Origin of the sequence: Pantoea sp. LMR881, assembly GCF_027157825.1 — a bacterium.
In the GTDB taxonomy this organism is placed as follows: Bacteria; Pseudomonadota; Gammaproteobacteria; order Enterobacterales; family Enterobacteriaceae; genus Pantoea; species Pantoea haifensis.
In genome coordinates this window covers 2242584-2262452 of the sequence record NZ_JAPVOK010000002.1, presented here as the reverse complement: position 1 = coordinate 2262452, position 19869 = coordinate 2242584, and the positions used below count along the sequence as shown (strand labels likewise).

19 protein-coding genes and 1 pseudogene are annotated in these 19869 nt (G+C 51.1%); 12 read left to right on the top strand and 8 right to left on the bottom strand.

What is annotated here, in order from left to right:
* Positions 1-9 precede the first annotated feature (9 nt).
* The 5 genes from O3W44_RS12410 to O3W44_RS12390 are packed head-to-tail and all read left to right on the top strand — an operon-like array spanning position 10 to position 4245.
* Positions 10-1281, top strand: a complete 1272-nt coding sequence (locus O3W44_RS12410; RefSeq protein WP_269293297.1) for an ATP-grasp domain-containing protein — start codon at positions 10-12, stop codon at positions 1279-1281.
* A complete protein-coding gene (locus tag O3W44_RS12405) occupies positions 1269-1976 on the top strand; it encodes a class II glutamine amidotransferase (protein ID WP_269293296.1) in 708 nt (235 codons plus the stop codon). The genes O3W44_RS12410 and O3W44_RS12405 overlap by 13 nt, the downstream gene beginning before the upstream one ends.
* A 5-nt stretch (positions 1977-1981) precedes the next feature.
* A complete protein-coding gene (locus O3W44_RS12400; protein ID WP_269293295.1) occupies positions 1982-2782 on the top strand; it encodes a 2OG-Fe(II)-dependent halogenase WelO5 family protein in 801 nt (266 codons plus the stop codon).
* Positions 2783-2811: 29 nt separating this feature from the next.
* Complete coding sequence (locus tag O3W44_RS12395; protein ID WP_269293294.1) at positions 2812-3312, top strand: YbaK/EbsC family protein; 501 nt, start codon at positions 2812-2814, stop codon at positions 3310-3312.
* 21 nt (positions 3313-3333) lie between these two features.
* Entirely contained in the window at positions 3334-4245 is a 912-nt protein-coding gene (locus tag O3W44_RS12390; RefSeq protein WP_269293293.1) for an EamA family transporter, read from the top strand.
* 39 nt (positions 4246-4284) lie between these two features.
* Here the strand turns inward: O3W44_RS12390 and ibpA are convergent, their stop codons facing one another.
* On the bottom strand, positions 4285-4701 hold the full coding sequence (gene ibpA, locus O3W44_RS12385; protein WP_269293292.1) for a small heat shock chaperone IbpA: 417 nt from the start codon (positions 4699-4701) through the stop codon (positions 4285-4287).
* 286 nt (positions 4702-4987) lie between these two features.
* Here ibpA and O3W44_RS12380 point away from each other — a divergent pair, with 286 nt between their 5' ends.
* Positions 4988-5350, top strand: a complete 363-nt coding sequence (locus O3W44_RS12380) for a YceK/YidQ family lipoprotein (RefSeq protein ID WP_269293291.1) — start codon at positions 4988-4990, stop codon at positions 5348-5350.
* On the opposite strand, the gene O3W44_RS12375 is transcribed toward O3W44_RS12380, so the two are convergent.
* From O3W44_RS12375 to O3W44_RS12365, 3 genes are all read right to left on the bottom strand, one after another.
* Positions 5331-6581 carry a DUF3748 domain-containing protein gene (locus O3W44_RS12375; protein WP_269293290.1) on the bottom strand — a complete coding sequence of 417 codons (1251 nt, stop codon included), beginning with the start codon at positions 6579-6581 and terminating at the stop codon, positions 5331-5333. The genes O3W44_RS12380 and O3W44_RS12375 overlap by 20 nt on opposite strands.
* A gap of 128 nt (positions 6582-6709) precedes the next feature.
* Complete coding sequence (gene yidA, locus O3W44_RS12370) at positions 6710-7516, bottom strand: sugar-phosphatase (protein ID WP_269293289.1); 807 nt, start codon at positions 7514-7516, stop codon at positions 6710-6712.
* Positions 7517-7669: 153 nt separating this feature from the next.
* Complete coding sequence (locus tag O3W44_RS12365; protein WP_269293288.1) at positions 7670-7888, bottom strand: pentapeptide MXKDX repeat protein; 219 nt, start codon at positions 7886-7888, stop codon at positions 7670-7672.
* A 486-nt stretch (positions 7889-8374) separates the two neighbouring features.
* Here O3W44_RS12365 and O3W44_RS12360 point away from each other — a divergent pair, with 486 nt between their 5' ends.
* A complete protein-coding gene (locus tag O3W44_RS12360) occupies positions 8375-9115 on the top strand; it encodes a response regulator transcription factor (protein ID WP_269294433.1) in 741 nt (246 codons plus the stop codon).
* A pseudogene (locus tag O3W44_RS12355) lies at positions 9096-10572 on the top strand (sensor histidine kinase). The gene O3W44_RS12360 and the pseudogene O3W44_RS12355 overlap by 20 nt, the downstream one beginning before the upstream one ends.
* A 35-nt stretch (positions 10573-10607) precedes the next feature.
* Here O3W44_RS12355 and gyrB read toward each other — a convergent pair.
* The 4 genes from gyrB to dnaA all read right to left on the bottom strand — a co-directional run bounded on the left by gyrB (position 10608) and on the right by dnaA (position 16805).
* Entirely contained in the window at positions 10608-13016 is a 2409-nt protein-coding gene (gyrB, locus tag O3W44_RS12350; protein WP_269293287.1) for a DNA topoisomerase (ATP-hydrolyzing) subunit B, read from the bottom strand.
* Between the two features lie 17 nt (positions 13017-13033).
* Entirely contained in the window at positions 13034-14119 is a 1086-nt protein-coding gene (recF, locus tag O3W44_RS12345) for a DNA replication/repair protein RecF (RefSeq protein WP_269293286.1), read from the bottom strand.
* A gap of 177 nt (positions 14120-14296) precedes the next feature.
* Positions 14297-15397 carry a DNA polymerase III subunit beta gene (gene dnaN / locus O3W44_RS12340; protein WP_269293285.1) on the bottom strand — a complete coding sequence of 367 codons (1101 nt, stop codon included), beginning with the start codon at positions 15395-15397 and terminating at the stop codon, positions 14297-14299.
* Between the two features lie 4 nt (positions 15398-15401).
* Positions 15402-16805: a chromosomal replication initiator protein DnaA gene (gene dnaA, locus O3W44_RS12335; protein ID WP_269293284.1), complete on the bottom strand. Its 1404-nt coding sequence runs from the start codon at positions 16803-16805 to the stop codon at positions 15402-15404.
* A 596-nt stretch (positions 16806-17401) separates the two neighbouring features.
* On the opposite strand from dnaA, the gene rpmH reads away from it, so the two are divergent.
* Genes rpmH through yidC form a run of 4 tightly spaced genes read left to right on the top strand, consistent with a single transcriptional unit; the run spans position 17402 to position 19786 of the window.
* A complete protein-coding gene (gene rpmH, locus O3W44_RS12330) occupies positions 17402-17542 on the top strand; it encodes a 50S ribosomal protein L34 (protein WP_015369029.1) in 141 nt (46 codons plus the stop codon).
* 14 nt (positions 17543-17556) lie between these two features.
* On the top strand, positions 17557-17916 hold the full coding sequence (gene rnpA, locus O3W44_RS12325) for a ribonuclease P protein component (protein ID WP_269293283.1): 360 nt from the start codon (positions 17557-17559) through the stop codon (positions 17914-17916).
* Positions 17880-18137, top strand: coding sequence for a membrane protein insertion efficiency factor YidD (yidD, locus tag O3W44_RS12320; protein WP_269293282.1), 258 nt, complete (start codon positions 17880-17882; stop codon positions 18135-18137). The genes rnpA and yidD overlap by 37 nt, the downstream gene beginning before the upstream one ends.
* 2 nt (positions 18138-18139) lie before the next feature.
* Entirely contained in the window at positions 18140-19786 is a 1647-nt protein-coding gene (yidC, locus tag O3W44_RS12315; protein ID WP_269293281.1) for a membrane protein insertase YidC, read from the top strand.
* Positions 19787-19869: the final 83 nt, after the last annotated feature.

Below are 19869 nucleotides of genomic sequence, written 5' to 3'. Positions count from 1 at the left end.
GGCGAAGCAATGAGAAAGATTTTTCTGCAGATTGGCGCCACCCGCGACGGACAAAATCCCTACTGCGATGTGGCGAAGCGCGACGGCTATTTTACCGTGCTGGCGGAAATGAGTGATTTTGTTGATTACCAGTCTCTGAGCCTGTCGCTGCCGTTTGATCTGATTGTACGCCTCGACCGCCCTGAAAATCCGTGGGATGTCATGCAGGCCTGTCTGCATGCCGGCATGCTCGAACATCCACGCGTCGTGCTGGCAGGGTTTGAAGCGTATAACGCCAGCGCCGGACGGGTGCGGGAAATGCTGGCCGGGCCGGATGCACCCGCCACCTTTATTCCGCTGGATAAATATGCCCAGCGCATGGCGTTAAAAAAAGCGTCGCCAGATTTTCCTCAACCTGAGTTTCGCTTTTTCGCTTCGCCGCTCAGCATTCTGGATGCGCAGGACGCGCTGATTTATCCCTGCGTGATTAAACCGGTGGATGGCGGTGGCGGGCTGGGTATCTGGCTAATCGAAGAAAAGAGCCAGCTGTCAGTGGTTGTGAATAAGCTGATCAATACCGTGAACTACGGCGGGCGGGGGTTTTCAGGCTTTATCGTTGAGTGCTGGCTGGCGGGCGATGAATATTCACTACAGGGCGTCGTGCATAACGGCGTGCCGCAGGCGTTAACCTGCTGTCAGAAAGTAGTAGAGCAGCATCGTGATAAAGAAGGCGCGATAGGCTTTTATGAATCGGGTCATGTTGCCTCTTCAGCCGAAATATTACCGCCTTCTTTTTCCCGCATGATGACCTTTTGCTGTGAAACATTTGGTTATCGTCAGGGCGCGTTTCACATTGATTTCATCGTCGTGGAGGGCGTGCCGCACTTTCTTGAGATGGGTTTTCGCCTTTCTGGTATGGGCGTGGTGAACCTGGTTCAGGAGGTGACGGGCATAAACTGGGCTGAAGTCAGTTTTCGTCTGGAAGCGGGTGAGCCTTTGTCGAAGCTGGTGTTTGCGCCACCGCGAGCGGTTGGACAGTTGCGTTTGCGCCAGCCGTTACAGCTACGTGCAGCAGAAAACTGGATAGCAGAGCATCAACAGGGGGCGCTGTTGCCGTCTCTTAATTTACCTGCGTTAAACGTGTCACAGCGATCGTCGTTATATGCCGATCTTACCCGTCATGCCGGCATTCTGGCCACCTTTCGCCTGGCGGCAAACGGGCGTGACGACATTCTCGCGATATTTAAGCAGATGACCGCGCAGTCGGTAAAGGTAGGGAGCGATATGTTATGTGCAGGATGATTCTGGCTCACGGCCAGTTTGATGCCGAAAAGGTTCTGGATGCCGCACGTGCCATGAGTTGCGGCGAAACCGCGAATCATGATGGTCCGATCAAAGCGCATCCAAACGGCTGGGGATGCCTGTGGATTGAGAATGGGCAGATTCAGACGCTACAGGGTACGGGTACGTTTGCTGAATCGCTGCCGGATATTGATATTGACCGTTTGCGCGGGCGTTTTCTGGCGGTGCACGTCCGTCACGCCACGCTGAGTAAAAACCATGGGGTGGCTTTTTCTCACCCACTGGAGCGTCACAGCGCAGGTACGCAGTGGTACATGATGCATAACGGTTTTTTACCCACGATTTACCGCCATCTTGGCCTGGCTGAATCGCGCTTTGACTCGGCGGAGTATCTGCAATATTTGGTTGAGCAGGTCACGCCAGCGGACTTCACACGTGACTATCTGCGTAACAAGATGGCGCAGGTGACGCCGGGCGGTAGCGCCGGGAATGCCATCTTCGTCACGCGTGAAAAAGCCTGGGCATGGCAATGGTATCCACACGACACACCGTATCCGCAATATTTCACGATGCATTGCCGCCAACAGGACGGCTGCACGTTTATCTCTTCTGAACCTGTTTCAACACTGGGCAGTGCCGATAGCTGGCGGCGCATGAGCAATCATGAACTTCATGAGATTCCTTTGTGGGAGTGAAATAGATGGCTATTTTCAATCAGATCCGCGTTATTAATCCCAAAATGTTCGTTGAAAGTACCTGGCTGGATGACATTGTGACTGCACGTGTGCCTTTGCTGGTGCTGCGTAATTTTCTTACACCCGAGGTGCGCGAAGCGGTCGTGGACGATCTTCAGTCTTGCCGTGAAAAAATCCGCGTCTCCCACTATCCGAATGGTGCACTGACCACGCTGGGCCCTTATCTGGCGAAGCACACGTCGGCACCTGAAAATTATTTTACCGAACTGCGTGATATTCAGCCTGCACTGCCGCCATCAATCAGCTGCCTGCGTGGGCAAATCTTTAACTGGATACAACATGCTCTGAAGCTGGAGAGCCTGCAAACGGCCCATGAGCCAGGCTTAGGCGATTACGCCGGTTCTATTGTGCGTTTTCATGCCCACGGCGTGGCGAATCCGCTGCATAACGACAATATCGTGCGTGATGCTGCTGGCACGAATCTGGCGGTAACGCACATTCTGCATCAACTCAGTTGTGTCGTCTGCCTGCAAGAGTGCAACGCTGGCGGGGCGCTGCGCATCTATAACAAGAAATGGTCACCCGAAGATGAACGCTTCAAAACGGCGGGTGAACTGGGCTATCAAAGTGGCGTAACGGATTGCAGCGAAACCTGTGAATTCTCACCGCGCAGTGGCGATATCTACCTGTTTAATCCGGCTTTTTATCACGAAATCGATCGGGTCGAAGGCGATACCCGCATCACGATGGGCTTCTTCTTTGGCCTGACCGACAAAAAAATGAAGCACGCGATTGCCTGGAGCTGATTCAGAGCTTGTCACATGAGGAGAGGGGAATGACAACATTTGGAAAAATCACTGCATTACTGGACGAGCAGCAAGCGGAGTACCGTGTGGTGGAACATGATGCCATCGGCCAGACTGATCTGATCAGTGACATTCGTGGCAATGCGCTGAATCAGGCTGCAAAAGCCATGGTACTGGAAGTCACGATGCCAGAAGGCGCGGAGGCGCGCTATCTGCTGGCGATTGTGCCGGGTGATTGCAAAATCAATTTTAAGCGCGCCGCGCGTGCAATTGGCGGCAAGAAGTCAAGCTTTGCGCCGCCAGAAATAGCGCAGACACTGACGGATTGCCAGATGGGCGCTGTTCCACCGTTTAGTTTTGATGAACGGTTGGTGCTGCGCGTCGATGCGCGTCTGCGTGATGTCGGTACGTTATGGTTTAACGCGGGTGTGTTAGAAAAATCGATAGCACTGGCGGTAAAAGATTATTTTCGTGTTGTAGGTGACAACTGTTGTGCAGATATCGCCACACCGATGGCGATTACCGCCTGACGGCGGCAGAAGGAGGACGTCATGTCCGTGAAAGATATGCTGTTAGCCCTTTGCGTTGTCGTGGCGTGGGGCGTGAATTTTGTCGTGATTAAACTGGGACTACAGGGCATGCCGCCCTTTTTACTGGCCGGGTTACGTTTTACGCTGGTGGCGTTCCCGGCGATATTTTTTGTGCGTCGTCCGGCAATTCCCCTGCGCTGGCTGGTGGTGTATGGCATCACGATCAGCTTTGGTCAGTTTGCGTTTCTTTTTCTCGCCATCAAGCTTGGCATGCCTGCCGGGCTGGCATCGTTAGTCTTGCAAGCACAGGCTTTCTTCACCCTGTTGCTGGGGGCGCTGTTTCTGGCAGAAAAACTGCGCTGGAATCATATAGCGGGGATCATTATCGCCACGTTGGGCATGTTTATGCTGGCAACGGCTGGTATGGAAGGGCAAACCACGGCGGGAATTACCCTGACAACCATGATGCTGACGCTGGCAGCGGCTTTATCGTGGGGACTTGGCAACATCACAAACAAAATCATTATGCGCAACCGCAAGGTGCCTGTTATGTCACTGGTGGTATGGAGCGCACTGGTGCCTGTTGGTCCCTTTTTCGCCTGTGCATTGTTGTTTGAAGGTAAAGCGGCCATCGTTTATAGCCTGCTGCACATCACGCTCCAAACCGTGATGGCGCTGATCTATCTGGCTTTTGCCGCCACTATCATCGGTTACGCTATCTGGGGCAATCTACTCAGCCGTTATGAAACCTGGCGCGTAGCACCGCTCTCGCTACTGGTGCCGGTGGTGGGTATTCTCAGTGCGGCGCTGTGTCTTGATGAAACGTTATCCGCGCAGCAGATGCTGGGCGCATCGGTCATCATTATTGGCCTGCTGGTGAATGTATTTGGTGGGCGGTTGAGCCAACGATTAGCGATGCGTATGCAGTCGTAGATAATAAAAAACGCCGCAAGGCTGCGGCGTTTTTCAGGATTATTTCAAAATTTCAATACGGCGTGGTTTCGCCTCTTCCGGAACAATCCGCTCTAAATCAATGCTTAACAGACCATTTTCGAGACGTGCATCGCGCACGATGATGTGGTCGGCCAGCTGGAATTTCCGTTCAAAATTACGCTCGGCGATGCCCTGATAAAGATATTTACGCTCGACCTGCTCTTCAGGGTGCGCACCGCGCACAATCAGCATATTGTCGTGAGAGGTAATATCCAGTTCGCTTTGCGCAAAACCCGCAACCGCAATCGTAATGCGATAGTGGTTTTCATCGACCAGTTCGACATTATAAGGAGGATAACCGCCATTACTCTGATTTTGATTAGATTCGAGCAGGTTAAACAGGCGATCGAAACCGATAGATGAACGATAAAGTGGGGACAGATCAAAATTACGCATTATAAGACTCCTGAAATTCAGCAAGTTTTGGCAACCTTCCACCATTGGACAGGTTGTTTGGTCTTTGCAGTGTCCCTTTCGGCGACCCGCTGTATGACCGTGCTATGAAAATGGGTGCCAGAAGAGGCGTTTCAAGGGGCAAAAGTAATTTTTTTCGCCAATTTGACGATATAGCATACACTCAGGGATACCTTTACTGACCAGAACGGACTTCACCGCAGAGTGTGGACGTGGTCAGGCAAGCAAACTCAGTCAGGCCAGTGCTGCGACTGAAGGGATGATGAATATGAAATTGATAAAAGCCTTACCGCTAGCGGGCGTTATCTGCTGCGCTGTTGTGACAAGCGGTTGTTCCAGTGTCATGTCTCATACTGGCGCGAGCCAGGGTTACTATCCCGGCACCCGTGCCAGCGCCGATTTATTAGTGGATGACAACACCAGCTGGGCGCTAAAGCCGCTGGCGTTAGTAGATCTGCCGTTCTCAGCTGTAATGGATACGCTGCTGCTGCCGTGGGATTACTATCGTAGCGATCATGATAAATCTCTGGATTCACCGCGTGCGCGCGTCTTGCAGAGTGAAAAGCTGGCACGCACGCAGGAAAATTTAGCTCAGGCACAGCCAATGCCAACTATCCAGCCGTCACCGTGAACAGTTGACGCCAGCCGTTAACTTCACGCATAAAAGCAATTTGTTTTCCGTCCGGCGAATATACCACCGCGTCGCCGGAGGGTGCTTCATCGCGACGATCGGTTAAACGCTGGCACATTCCGCTTGCCATGTCACAACGCATTACGCTGTTATCACTGATAAAAGCAATCGCTTTACCCTCTGGCTGCCAGCTAAATGCTGACTGAATACTGTTTGTCAGCTGCGTGATTTGCTGCGCTGCGCCACCGTTAGGGGAAACCGTCCACAATTGAATGACGCCCTGATCATCTGCTTTTAAAAAAGCAATTGCGCTGCCATCTGGCGATGCACGTAACCAGTGACGCGGCTGCTGTGCCAGGCCTGTAAAGGTTACGCGGCGCTGGTTTACTCCGGCAGGGGGCGCGGGTAATGTTTTACTGCTTCCTTCCAGCGGTGCGTCACCGGCACGTGCATAATCTTCAAGTGCCTCTGGCAGATCCACGATAAAGATATCTGGCTGTTTATCGCCCTGAGCTGTAAGCGTGTCGCCAATGAAAGCGATAGCCCAACGTTGCCAGCTGCCGTCTGGTTTTTGATAACCTTGCGAGCCGATCCAGCACTCTTCATAAGCACGATTGATCTCATCACTACCGCGTTCTGGTTGCGTTGTTGTACGGCTTACCAGCAGGCAAAAGTGGCTGCCGTCGTATTCACGCGGGTGCTGCTTCTGCGGCGTTACCGCATGCAGCGGCACGGCAATGCCAACGTTGCGAAGATCCTGGCTTACCTCTAATTCGTGCATTACATGATCGTTATAGGTAAAGCTGAGCCGCGACCCGTCTGGGCTAAAAACGTGCACATGGGAACCTCCACGCAGCGCACCGGGGGTAAAAGGCGGCGTAATATCACAGGCGTCCAGATTATGTGCTTCACCGTTTTGCACAATCACGCCGCGGCGATGATGAAAATCGTAATGCCAGATTTCATCGGGATGCTCAGGGCCATGAATGCAGACGTAACGCGGCGGCATATCAGGACTGACCGTTACCACACCCACGTGAGCGCCCTCTTTGGCTTGATAGAGCACTTCAACCGCGCCGGTAAACACATTGACGCGCTCAATGGTCTGGCTGGTAAACAGGGCGCCTGAGGGCCTGACGTCAAAGGCTAACCACTGACTGTCGGCAGTCCAGACGTTGATGTTAGTGAGTTGATGATGACGCTGGGCAAAAGTGATCTGTTTTTCGCGCATGAAGGGCAACCTGAGAAAAAAGTTGCCACACACGCTACGCCAAATGCGTTCAAGATGCAGCTTCGATTTGCGGACATGGGTGAGAAAAAAGTGGCGGCACTTTGCTGTTCAGTCATGCCGCCGCAGGGTTAAAGCACCAGCTCTTCGATAGCGTGCGCGACGCCATCTTCCATATTGGTTTTAGTCACGAACTGCGCAATTTCCTTTACAGATTCAATAGCATTACCCATAGCGACGCCAGTGCCTGCATATTCAATCATTGCCAGATCATTTTCCTGATCACCAATGGCCATAACCTCTTCCTGCCTGAGGCCAAGTTTTTCTGCCAGCATTTTCACACCCTGACCTTTGTTAACGCGGCGATCTAAAATCTCGAGGTAGTAAGGCGCACTTTTCAGGATGGTATAGGTTTCCCTGGCATGGTCAGGCAAACGTTCGATGGCTGAATCCAGCAATGCCGGTTTATCAATCATCATCAGCTTCGGAAAACGCATGTTGCGATCCATCTCGTCCACTGAACGATAGCGTACCGGGATCCCGGTCAGGCTGGCTTCATGGATGGTATATTCGCTGATATCTTTATTGGGCGTATACAAATGAGATTTGTCGAATGCCTGGAAATGCACGCCTGACTCGCGTGCCAGCTGCTCAACGTAGAGGTAATCATCAAACGTCAGCGTAACTTCCGCCACGCATTCGCCATCAATGGCACGCTGTACCAGTGCGCCGTTATTGCTGATACAGTACTGATCTTCCTGTAAATTCAGCTCCATCAAATAGCGTTGCACACCAACAAATGGACGGCCGGTTGCCAGCACAATCGAGACGCCTTGCTGACGTGCCCGGTCAAGCGCAGACTTCACGCCTGGGGTAATCAGGTGCTGTGGATTAAGCAGCGTACCATCCATATCGATCGCAATCAGTTTAATTGCCATAACGTCCTCATTGAGTCAGGGTTTGACTTAATGCTAGCGCGATTCAGCTCACATTGACCAGTTTATCGACACACTGACAGGCAACTTGCTTACGGCAAAAAAAAGCCATCATTGAAATGATGGCTAAACATCAGGAAGGCGTGCTGTGAAGTATCAATGGCTCATCCCATCTTTCTTCATCTCATTATTCTGCTTACTCATTGCATCTTTCTGCATGGCTTCTTTTTCTTTGTTCATTTTATCTTTCTGCATGGTATCTTTTTTCATTGCCATCTCATCTTTCTGCATCGCGTCTTTGCTCACAGAGTCAGCCGCATAAGCAGAGGCAACAGTCATTACTGAAATAAAAGTAGCAACAAGGATTTTTTTCATTTTTGCGTCCTGTTTTGAATATCATTAAGTTGGTGTTGGCACAGATGATTTACTCAAATAAATGAATAACGGATTCACGTTAATCTTTTCCGTCTGCATTATTCTTATTCCTTGTGAGTATCACTTCAAATCATGAAATAAAGAAAAGCCAGTCAACCCGGCATAAATCGATTATGAAAGACAGTTAATAAACAAGGGATACGTTAACATTACGTTAAATTATTATGCAGACTCTCCTTGTTTAAAAAGTGAAATTCGATTCATGACGTGAGGATGATTAAGTCTGTAGCCTGGTGTATCTGGCAAAATCAATGCTGAGATCACGTCATGCCCTACTTATCTGGCTTTCATCAAGAACAATAAAATCAGTATGGCGGAACTTTGTTTAGCAAAGCCTCCCGTAAACATAAACAAAATATGATAACTCACCGTGCGTTTTTACTTGTGTTTGACGGTAATATTCACGACATAAAAAGGGAGAAGCCGATGGATGCAGCCAAAAAAGTCTTGATCATTGAAGACGACAAGGGAATTGCGGAGATATTGCGTTTACATTTAAGCGATGAAGGATATGACATAACACACGCAGCAGAAGGTCATTTAGGGGCCGGGCTGCTGCAGGAGCAACAATGGGATGCATTAATACTGGATTTGATGCTGCCTGGAATTGATGGCCTGGAAATTTGTCGACGTGCCCGCGCCATGACGCATTACACACCGATTATTATTATTAGTGCCCGTACCAGTGAAGTACATCGTGTATTAGGCCTTGAGCTGGGCGCAGATGATTATCTGCCGAAGCCATTTTCTGTTTTAGAACTCATTGCGCGACTGAAAGCACTTTTTCGTCGCCAGAAAGCAATGAATATGAATTCCCGTATGGAAGCGGGAACATTGAATTTGGATACGCTTATCATCGATCCGGTGGCGCGTGAGGTATGGCTTCACAATAACCTTGTTATTCTGACCCGACGCGAATTTGATCTGCTCTACTACTTTGCTAAACATCCGGGGAAAGTATTTTCCCGCCTCAATCTGCTTAACCAGGTCTGGGGTTATCAACATGATGGCTATGAACACACCGTCAATACTCACATTAATCGCTTACGATTGAAGATTGAAGTTAATCCTGCTGAACCCCTTTTCATTAAAACAGTTTGGGGTAAAGGCTATAAGTTTTCAGTACCAACGCATTTAGTGAAAAATAATGAAACGCCTGACACTTAGCCAACGTCTCGCATTGGTTTTTGCTGGCTTGCTGTTGGGCTGTACCTTGCTGTCGGGTTTGATGCAAATCCACATAAACAGGCAATACAGTAGCGTGGTGATACAACGGCTCAACGCCGGACTCGCCGGACATATGGTTAACCGTTACGGTGATATGATCCTTGAAAAGGGCACAGACCTGCCTGTGCTACAAGCCATGTTCAATGATTTTATGATATTGAATCCACGTGTAGAAGTTTACTTGATTGATTCATCTGGGAATATATTAAACGATACCATTCCGCCGGGGCGGCTCAAACGTAACCGGATCGATATCAAACCCATACAGGCTTTTCTGAACGGGACTGCACTGCCAGTTTATGGGGATGATCCCCGCTTTTTGCCAAAGAAAAAAGTTTTCAGTGTCGCGCCTGTAATGCGTAATGGCGCGATTTGCGGTTATTTGTATGTGATTTTACAAGGCGCTAATTATCACTTACTGGCGCAAAAGCACAGCTCGATACCTTTCTGTATACCTCAATCTGGTCATCACTGCTTGTTGTACTTTTTGGTCTGACTGCGGGTGCGGTAGCTTTCAGTCTGGTTACGCGGCCAGTACGACAGCTTACGCAGCGCGTGCGCAAGCTAAGCAGTAAAGAAATGGCGGAAATACAAAGCATGGCGAAACTTCCGCTGCCGCCGCCTGGCGAAAAAGATGAAGTCAGTTTGTTGCAGGGGGCGTTTGTCAGCATGGCGCGGCATATCGCCTTTCAATGGGAGAAACTGGCTTACCAGGACCAGCTGCGCCGCGAGTTTGTGGCAAATATTTCTCATGATCTCCGCACGCCGCTGACCACGTTGCACGGCTACCTTGAAACGCTGCTGTATAAATCACACAGCCTGAAAGCGGAGCAGGGACAGCATTATCTGCATATCGCGTTATCGCAGAGTCAAAAAGTTAGCACGCTGGCACAGCAGCTATTCGAACTGGCCCAGTTAGAATATGGCGTAATCAAACCCAGCTGCGAAGTTTTCAGCCTGTCAGAGCTAACTTATGATGTGCTGCAAAAATTTGAGTTAATGATTGACGCAAAAAAATTCGTGTAGAAAGCGATATCAACGAAAATTTACCGCAGGTTCATGCCGATATTTCCATGATGGACCGGGTACTCACTAACCTGCTTGATAATGCTATCAAGCACACGCCTGTAGCAGGCACGATCGCGATTGGTTTATGCCAGACAGAGCGCGCTATCGAAGTCTGTATCAAAGACAGCGGTCCCGGTATTTCTGACGCGCAACGCGCAACGTTATTTGAGCGGCCCTCAGCACTTTCACATGCCAGCACCGGGACAAACAGTGGCGGGCTTGGACTCATGGTGGTTCGCAGGATTTTGCAATTACATCAGAGTGATATCAGCCTTGATGAAGGCTCAGGAGGGGCGTGCTTTCGCTTTTCAGTGCCGCGCCAGGCATAAAAAAACCCTTCCGCGAAGGGAAGGGTTTTTAGCGATTAAATATCGATGTTGGCCGCTTTCAGGGCGTTCTCTTCAATGAATGCGCGGCGCGGCTCAACCGCATCACCCATCAACGTAGTGAACAACTGATCGGCGGCAATCGCATCCTTGATAGTGACGCGCAGCATACGACGGCTGTCTGGATCCATCGTGGTTTCCCACAGCTGTTCCGGGTTCATTTCACCCAGTCCTTTATAACGCTGTACTGACAGGCCGCGACGCGATTCTTTCACCAGCCACTCTATAGCCTGCTCAAAGCTGGCTACCGGCTGACGGCGTTCGCCACGCTCGATAAACGCATCTTCTTCCAACAGGCCACGCAGCTTACTGCCGAGCGCGCAGATTTTACGGTATTCCGGTCCCTGAACGAACTCTGCATCCAGTGGGTAATCGGTGTCGACGCCGTGAGTACGCACGCGCAAAATTGGCTCAAACAGATTCTGCTCGCGGTTTTCACGGACCTGAGCAAAATAGGCGCTGCCATGCGCTTCACGGTCACTCAGATAAGCAACCAGACCGTTCAGCCAGTCAGTGACATCAGCTTGCTGACTGAGGTCGCTAAGCGTTGGATGATAAATCAGTGCACGCAGCAGCGCGACGGGATAGCGGCGCTCCATACGTTTGATCATCTTCTGCGTGCTGTTGAAATCAGCCACCAGCGTTTCCAGCTGCTCGCCGCCTAATGCCGGTGCGCTGGCATTGGTATGCAGCGTTGCACCATCCAGTGCGATAGCGATTTGATACTGATCCATCGCTTCATCATCTTTGATGTACTGCTCTTGCTTGCCTTTTTTCACCTTATAGAGCGGCGGCTGTGCGATATAAACGTGGCCACGCTCAACGATTTCTGGCATCTGGCGATAGAAGAAGGTCAACAGCAGCGTGCGGATGTGTGAGCCGTCGACGTCCGCATCGGTCATGATGATGATGCTGTGATAACGCAGTTTATCTGGATTGTACTCGTCACGGCCAATGCCGCAGCCGAGGGCAGTAATCAGGGTTGCGACTTCCTGCGAAGAGAGCATCTTGTCGAAGCGCGCTTTCTCAACGTTAAGGATTTTCCCTTTCAGCGGCAGAATCGCCTGGTTTTTACGGTTACGGCCTTGTTTAGCTGAGCCGCCCGCAGAGTCACCCTCCACCAGGTAGATTTCTGACAGCGCCGGATCGCGTTCCTGACAGTCAGCCAGTTTGCCTGGCAGGCCAGCCAGATCCAGTGCACCTTTGCGGCGGGTCATTTCACGCGCGCGACGCGCGGCTTCACGGGCACGTGCAGCATCAATAATTTTCCCGACAACGATTTTCGCATCGCCTGGATTTTCCAGCAGGTATTCAGCCAGCAGCTCGTTCATCTGCTGCTCGACCGCGGATTTCACTTCAGAAGAGACCAGTTTATCTTTGGTCTGTGAAGAGAATTTTGGATCCGGAACTTTAACCGATACCACGGCAATCAAGCCTTCACGCGCATCATCGCCCGTGGCGCTGACTTTGGCTTTTTTGCTGTAACCCTCTTTGTCCATGTAGGCATTCAGGGTACGTGTCATTGCCGCACGGAAGCCCGCAAGGTGAGTACCACCGTCGCGCTGTGGAATATTGTTGGTAAAGCAGTAAATGTTTTCCTGAAAGCCGTCGTTCCACTGCAATGCGACTTCCACGCCAATTCCGTCTTTCTCGTTGGAGAAATAGAACACAGTGGGATGGATTGGCGTTTTGTTTTTATTCAGGTATTCAACAAACGCTTTGATACCACCCTCATAGTGAAAATGGTCGTTTTTACCGTCGCGCTTGTCTTCCAGACGAATCGACACGCCCGAGTTGAGGAACGACAGCTCACGCAGGCGTTTAGCCAGGATGTCGTATTCAAAATCGGTTACGTTAGTAAAGGTTTCATGGCTTGGCCAGAAGCGCACGCGCGTACCGGTCGCTTCGGTATCGCCCGTAACAGCCAGCGGTGCCTGCGGCACGCCGTGCTGATAAATCTGCTGATGCACTTTGCCTTCACGACGAATGGTCAGCTCCAGCTTTTCCGACAGGGCGTTAACCACAGAAACCCCAACACCGTGCAGACCACCGGAAACTTTATAGGAGTTATCATCGAATTTACCGCCTGCGTGCAGCACGGTCATGATAACTTCAGCGGCGGAAACGCCTTCTTCTTCGTGAATACCGGTCGGAATACCGCGTCCATCATCCTGCACAGAAACGGAATTATCAGCATGGATGGTCACCACAATATCACTACAGTGGCCAGCGAGTGCTTCGTCGATTGCGTTATCCACGACTTCGAATACCATGTGATGCAGACCGGTGCCGTCATCCGTATCGCCGATATACATGCCCGGGCGTTTGCGTACCGCATCAAGCCCTTTCAGGACTTTGATACTTGAGGAGTCATAAGAATTCGACATCAACGTTTCTCGCTCATTTAATCTTCAGGTTGAACCGCTATTTTACCCTGTTCCACGCGGAACATCTTGCCCTTTTCGTCGGTCATGTCGATTACATGCTCAGCAGAAATGGCGCTGACAAAAACTTGCGCTTGCGTGGCTTTTAACCGCTCCGCCAACAGGCGACGGCGGCTGTCATCCAGCTCAGAAGCAAAGTCATCAATCAGGTAAAGACAGCGGCGTCCGCTTTGGCGCGTCAGGAACTCGCCCTGCGCCAAACGTAATGCACACATCAGCAGTTTTAACTGGCCGCGTGAGAGTAAATCTTCTACCGGCGTCCCTTCGGCACGAATGCGAAAATCTGCTTTGTGCGGGCCGCTGGCGGTATAAGTTAAGGCACGATCGCGCTCGAAATTACGTTCAAGTAATTCAGCGTAATCACTTTCTTTGTCCCAGCCGCGTTGAAAAGAGAAGGCTAAGTCAAACTCCGGCAAAAACTGTCCGCACGTGGCGGTAATTTCAGCGGAGATTGCGGCACTGTACTCGGCGCGCCACTGGCTGATCTGCTCAGCCAGCGGGACCAGTTCCTGATCCCATGGACGCACCTGGCTGTAACGTGAAACCTGGCGCAGGGCGGCGTTTCGTTGCTTTAACAGGCGTCGCAAATTGCTCCAGGCGTTGAAAAAGCCGGGCGTGTTATGAAAGCATCCCCAGTCAACGTAAGCTCTACGGTATTTGGGGCCGCCATTAAGCAAAGTAAAGCCCTCCGGCGTAATAAGTTGCATGGGCAACAGATGCGCCAGTTCAGCAACTTTATGGCCATCGCTGCCATCAATACGGACTTTGCTTTCACCCGCACGGTTTTTGGTTAATCCCACCGACAGTTCGCGCTCTTTGCCTTCAAGGCGCCCATGCAGAACAAAGGCAGCCTGATCGTGACGAATCACCCGGCCCGCCTGCAAACTGCGAAACGCGCGACCATGTCCCAGAGTATAAATAGCTTCTAATACGCTGGTTTTGCCGCTGCCATTGGCGCCAACGAGAAAATTGAAGCCCGGCGCGAGTGTTAAATCGGCCTGCTCAATGTTGCGAAAATCTTTGATAAGAAGGCGGGTTAAAGCCATGAATCATCCAGCTTAAGGGCGAGAGTAAAGCAACGTTTTTCAATACTACCCAGGCCGTAGGCGACGCAGTCAGTCTGGTCACGGCCAGCGCGCAGCATCTGGGAGCATACTAAAGTATGTGACCAGGGACGAGCACTGCCCGGGGCCAGACTGGCCAGTAAGCCAGGCCAATATTTTCTACAGGCGCATAGGCATTACAACATAGGCGGCTGCTGGACTCGCAACGTCTTCGATTTGTACGCTGGAAACAGAGTCCGTTAACAGCAGACGCACATTTTCACACTTCAGCGCGTTCAGTACATCCAGCACATAACTGACGTTAAAGCCAATTTCCAGTTCGCTGCCGCTGTAAGAGACATCCAGCATCTCTTCCGCTTCTTCCTGCTCAGGGTTATTTGCAGTGATTTTTAACTGATTTTCCGTGATATAGAGGCGAACACCACGGAATTTCTCGTTAGAAAGAATCGCAGCACGTGCAAAAGCCTGCTTTAACAGATCGCAGCCAGATTCTAATGCTTTGTCAGGATTTTTCGGCAATACGCGACGATAATCAGGGAAACGGCCATCAACCAGCTTCGACGTAAAGATGAAGTCGCCAACATGCGCGCGAATATTGCTGCTGCCAATTTGTACCTGTAAAGGGGTTTCACCGCCATCCAGCAGGCGCAGCAGCTCAATCACACCTTTACGCGGCACGATCACCGAATGGCTCGGCAATGCCTGACCAATCGGCATAGAACATACTGCCAACCGGTGACCATCAGTGGCTACGGTACGTAACTCTTCTCCTTCGGTTTCAAACATCATGCCGTTGAGGTAGTAACGTACATCCTGATGCGCCATTGAAAACTGTGTCGCTTCGATCAGGCGCTTCAGGGTGGCCTGCGGCAGCGTAAATTCTACTTCGCTTTGCCAGTCATCAAGATTAGGGAAATCGCTGGCAGGTAGCGTTGACAGAGAAAAACGGCTGCGGCCAGAGCGTACTAACATACGATCGCCTTCCAGCGTAACGTTGATCTCCGCCCCTTCCGGCAAACCACGACAGATATCGAGGAATTTACGCGCCGGAACGGTGGTAGCGCCGGGTTCATGCGCTTGCGTCAACGCCACGCGAGCCACCATTTCCATTTCTAAATCGGTACCGGTCAGCAACAGCGAGCCTTCGTTAACCTGCATCAGCAGATTACCAAGAATCGGCAGCGTCGGGCGTCCGCCAAGTGGGCCGCTGACTTGTTGCAGCGGTTTTAGCAACTGCTCACGTTCAACAATAAATTTCATAGCGTCAGGAAGATAATGTTCTGATGAGATTAGAGAAATCTTCTTTAATATCGTGGCTTTCTTCACGCAATTGCTCGATCTTACGGCAAGCGTGAAGCACCGTGGTATGGTCGCGGCCACCAAAGGCATCACCGATTTCCGGTAAGCTGTGGTTAGTCAGCTCTTTTGCCATTGCCATTGCCATCTGGCGCGGACGCGCGACCGAGCGCGAACGACGTTTAGAAAGCAGATCCGCGACTTTAATCTTGTAATATTCAGCCACTGTCTTTTGGATATTATCGATGGTGACCAGCTTTTCCTGCAACGCCAGCAGATCGCGCAAGGCTTCACGCACGAAATCGATAGTAATGGCGCGACCAGTAAAATTGGCGTTGGCAATCACGCGGTTCAGCGCGCCTTCCAGTTCACGCACGTTAGAGCGCAGACGTTTTGCAATAAAGAAAGCAACTTCACCCGGCAGGCGAATATCATTTTCGTCCGCTTTTTTCATCAGGATCGCGACACGTGTTTCCAGCTCAGGTGGTTCGATCGCGACGGTTAATCCCCAGCCAAAACGCGATTTCAAACGATCTTCAACGCCGTTGATCTCTTTAGGATAGCGATCCGACGTGAGAATAATTTGCTGATTGCCCTCTAATAAGGCGTTAAAGGTGTGGAAAAACTCTTCCTGCGAACGTTCTTTATTGGCAAAGAACTGAATGTCATCGATAAGCAGTGCATCCACTGAACGGTAATAACGTTTGAACTCTTCAATAGCGTTGTTCTGCAAGGCTTTTACCATGTCCTGCACGAAACGTTCAGAGTGCATGTAAACCACTTTAGCATTGGGTTTACGTGCAATGATGCCATTGCCGACAGCGTGCAGCAGGTGCGTTTTACCCAAACCGGTGCCGCCATACAAGAACAGCGGGTTATAAGCACCGCCAGGATTATCTGCCACCTGACGTGCCGCCGCGCGCGCCAACTGGTTAGATTTACCTTCGACAAAGTTATCGAAGTTGTGGCGATTGTTTACATTGGAACGATAGGTCACATCTGCAGGCGCTGGCACGTTATCCCAGCTTGGGCGCAAAATTTGCGCAGGCGCGGGACGCGGTGGAACTGGTGCGGGCGCGCTCACACTGGCCATTACCGGCTGGCTAACCGTTGTCGCTTGTTGTACCGGGCGTGTTCCTACTTCAAAACGCAGTAACGGCACATCTGTTCCGCAGAATTCATTCAGCAGGGCGTTAATGCTGTTGAGGTATTTATCCCGAACCCAGTCGAGTACGAAGCGATTTGGAGCATACAAGGCAAGCGTATTGTCGTTTAACTCAGCCTGTAGCGGACGAATCCACATGCTGAATTCGGTGGCAGGAAGCTCATCCTGCAAACGGGCAAGACACTGTTGCCAAAGCGTAAGTGACACGGCGGACTCCACTCGTACAAATTCGATAAGAATAGTAGGCGCTAAACTAAGAAACGTTCATTTTTGACACAGACGAAAGAAAGCGCCTGCGACCGCTATCAGCGGTTTTCCGTCCCGCAATCATCGGAGGATCGTCAGCGGAAGGGCGGATCATAGCGCAAAGCGCGCCAGAGATCTTCACTTTCTACACAGTTTTTATCCTTTTTATCCACAGGCGAAAGGCGCGGAGAAAAGTTTACGCCAGCTGCGGAAAAAACCAGCAAGAATAAGGCTGAATGATGCAATTTTTCTGGCAGCCTCTCGTTTTAAACAACAGATCTTGCGATCCGATCGCAATTAGATCCTGTGCGATCCTTGCGCTTTGATGCGGAGCCCGTATAATTCTCCCCCGGCGTTGTCGCGCTATGCCCAATGCCCGGACTCAGCGGGCTGTATCCGGGATTCCAGGTACCGCGACAAGCGAAGTAAATTGACTCTGGACTGTACAATTATTACAATCCCGCCTCTTTATTAAAGACACATTGAGGCGTTGGTCGTTTTACTGGCCCAAAAACGCGTCACCCAGTGAAAATTTTCAAGTTTAGGTAGAAATCGCCATGAAACGCACTTTTCAACCGTCCGTACTGAAGCGCAACCGTTCACACGGCTTCCGTGCTCGTATGGCAAATAAAAATGGTCGTCAGGTTCTGGCACGTCGTCGTGCTAAAGGCCGCGCTCGTCTGACCGTTTCTAAGTAATAAAGCTAACCCTGATGGGTAAGCTCGCATTTCCCAGGGAGTTACGCTTGTTAACTCCCACTCATTTCACTTTCGTCTTCCAGCAGCCACAACGGGCTGGCACGCCGCAAATTACTATTCTCGGCCGCCTTAACGCGCTGGGGCATCCCCGCATCGGTCTCACCGTCGCTAAAAAACATGTGAAGCGCGCCCACGAACGCAACCGGATCAAGCGATTGACCCGCGAAAGCTTTCGTCTGCGTCAGCATGAATTACCGTCGATGGACTTTGTTGTGGTCGCGAAGAAGGGGGTTGCCGATCTTGACAACCGTACGTTGGCGGAAGCGTTGGAGAAATTATGGCGTCGTCACTGTCGCCTGGCGCGCGGCTCCTGATCGTCCTGATACGCGTCTATCAGCGCGGTATCAGTCCATTACTGGGACCACACTGTCGGTTTCATCCAACCTGTTCTCAATACGGAATTGAGGCATTACGCAGGTTTGGCATGATAAAAGGCAGTTGGTTGACTGTAAAACGCGTATTAAAATGCCACCCTTTGAACCCGGGTGGTGACGATCCTGTGCCGCCAAAAACCTTTGATACCAGAGAACATTAACGATGGATTCGCAACGCAATCTCTTTCTCATCGCTTTTCTGTTCGTGTCTTTCATGATCTGGCAAGCCTGGCAGACGGACCATGCTCCGCAGCCACAGCAGACCCAGACCACGCAAAACACCAACAGCACAGTGGGTGATGCCGCCAGTCAGGGTGTGCCGGCCAGCGGTCAGGGCAAAACGATCACCGTTAAGACCGATGTCCTGTCATTAAATATCAACACCCGCGGTGGTGATGTTGAGCAAGCACAGCTGCTGACTTACCCAGACAAATTAGGTTCCGATCAGCCTTTCCAGCTGCTCGAAACTACGCCTGGATTTGTTTATCAGGCGCAGAGTGGCTTAACTGGTCGTAACGGTCCGGATAACCCAAACAATGGTGCGCGTCCGCTGTTTACCACCTCGCAGGATCACTTCGAACTGGCTGACGGTCAGACTGAACTGCGTGTGCCGATGACCTTCACGGCGGAAAACGGTGTGGTTTACACCAAAACCTTCGTTTTCAAGCGTGGCGATTTTGCCGTTAATGTTGACTATAACGTTAACAACACCACGCAGCAGCCGCTGGAAGTCGCTCTGTTTGGCCAGTTGAAGCAGACCATTGATCTGCCCAAGCACCGTGATACCGGCAGCAATAACTTTGCGCTGCATACATTCCGTGGTGCGGCTTACTCCACCAGCGATGAGAAATACGAAAAGTATAAATTCGACACCATCGCGGATAACGAAAACCTGAATATCACCACCAACAATGGTTGGGTGGCGATGCTGCAGCAATACTTTGCGACCGCCTGGGTACCGCGCACCGCAGGCAGTAACTCGCTTTACACCAGCAATCTGGGTAACGGCGTTGCTGCCGTCGGCTATAAATCTGCGCCGGTTACTATCGCCGCCGGTTCCCAGCAGAATCTGGGTGCTACGCTGTGGGTGGGCCCGGAAATTCAGGATAAGATGGCTGCTGTTGCGCCGCATCTGGATCTGACCGTAGATTACGGCTGGCTGTGGTTTATCTCTCAGCCGCTGTTCAAACTGTTGAAATTCCTGCACAGCTTTATCGGTAACTGGGGTTTCTCCATTATCGTCATTACCTTCATCGTGCGTGGCATCATGTACCCGCTGACAAAAGCGCAGTACACCTCGATGGCCAAAATGCGTATGCTGCAGCCTAAAATCCAGGCAATGCGTGAGCGTCTGGGTGAAGACAAGCAGAAGATGAGCCAGGAAATGATGGCGCTGTATAAGGCAGAGAAAGTGAATCCGCTGGGTGGCTGTTTGCCATTGCTGATTCAGATGCCAATCTTCCTTGCCCTCTACTATATGCTGATGGGCTCGGTTGAACTGCGTCATGCGCCATTCGCGCTGTGGATCCATGACTTGTCTGCGCAGGACCCGTACTACATTCTGCCGATTCTGATGGGCATCACCATGTTCTTCATTCAGAAGATGTCACCGACCACCGTGACCGATCCGATGCAGCAGAAGATCATGACCTATATGCCAGTTATCTTTACCGTGTTCTTCCTGTGGTTCCCGTCAGGTCTGGTGCTGTACTACATCGTCAGCAACCTGGTAACCATCATCCAGCAGCAGCTGATTTATCGCGGCCTGGAAAAACGTGGCTTACACAGCCGCGACAAGAAGAAAGCGTAAGACGTTGCGGGAGACATCCCGCATTAAAAAGGTCTATCCTGAGGCGGTCATTGCGACCGCCTTTGTTTTTGTAGTGAGAGAGA

Coding starts and splice junctions, on each gene's coding strand:
- gyrB (WP_269293287.1), bottom strand. CDS start 13,016: ATGTCGAATTCTTATGACTCCTCAAGTATCAAAGTCCTGAAAGGGCTT.
- dnaN (WP_269293285.1), bottom strand. CDS start 15,397: ATGAAATTTATTGTTGAACGTGAGCAGTTGCTAAAACCGCTGCAACAA.
- rnpA (WP_269293283.1), top strand. CDS start 17,557: ATGGGTAAGCTCGCATTTCCCAGGGAGTTACGCTTGTTAACTCCCACT.
- O3W44_RS12360 (WP_269294433.1), top strand. CDS start 8,375: ATGGATGCAGCCAAAAAAGTCTTGATCATTGAAGACGACAAGGGAATT.
- yidC (WP_269293281.1), top strand. CDS start 18,140: ATGGATTCGCAACGCAATCTCTTTCTCATCGCTTTTCTGTTCGTGTCT.
- ibpA (WP_269293292.1), bottom strand. CDS start 4,701: ATGCGTAATTTTGATCTGTCCCCACTTTATCGTTCATCTATCGGTTTC.
- O3W44_RS12390 (WP_269293293.1), top strand. CDS start 3,334: ATGTCCGTGAAAGATATGCTGTTAGCCCTTTGCGTTGTCGTGGCGTGG.
- O3W44_RS12400 (WP_269293295.1), top strand. CDS start 1,982: ATGGCTATTTTCAATCAGATCCGCGTTATTAATCCCAAAATGTTCGTT.
- O3W44_RS12395 (WP_269293294.1), top strand. CDS start 2,812: ATGACAACATTTGGAAAAATCACTGCATTACTGGACGAGCAGCAAGCG.
- O3W44_RS12405 (WP_269293296.1), top strand. CDS start 1,269: ATGTGCAGGATGATTCTGGCTCACGGCCAGTTTGATGCCGAAAAGGTT.
- O3W44_RS12410 (WP_269293297.1), top strand. CDS start 10: ATGAGAAAGATTTTTCTGCAGATTGGCGCCACCCGCGACGGACAAAAT.
- yidA (WP_269293289.1), bottom strand. CDS start 7,516: ATGGCAATTAAACTGATTGCGATCGATATGGATGGTACGCTGCTTAAT.
- rpmH (WP_015369029.1), top strand. CDS start 17,402: ATGAAACGCACTTTTCAACCGTCCGTACTGAAGCGCAACCGTTCACAC.
- O3W44_RS12365 (WP_269293288.1), bottom strand. CDS start 7,888: ATGAAAAAAATCCTTGTTGCTACTTTTATTTCAGTAATGACTGTTGCC.
- O3W44_RS12380 (WP_269293291.1), top strand. CDS start 4,988: ATGAAATTGATAAAAGCCTTACCGCTAGCGGGCGTTATCTGCTGCGCT.
- yidD (WP_269293282.1), top strand. CDS start 17,880: ATGGCGTCGTCACTGTCGCCTGGCGCGCGGCTCCTGATCGTCCTGATA.
- O3W44_RS12375 (WP_269293290.1), bottom strand. CDS start 6,581: ATGCGCGAAAAACAGATCACTTTTGCCCAGCGTCATCATCAACTCACT.
- recF (WP_269293286.1), bottom strand. CDS start 14,119: ATGGCTTTAACCCGCCTTCTTATCAAAGATTTTCGCAACATTGAGCAG.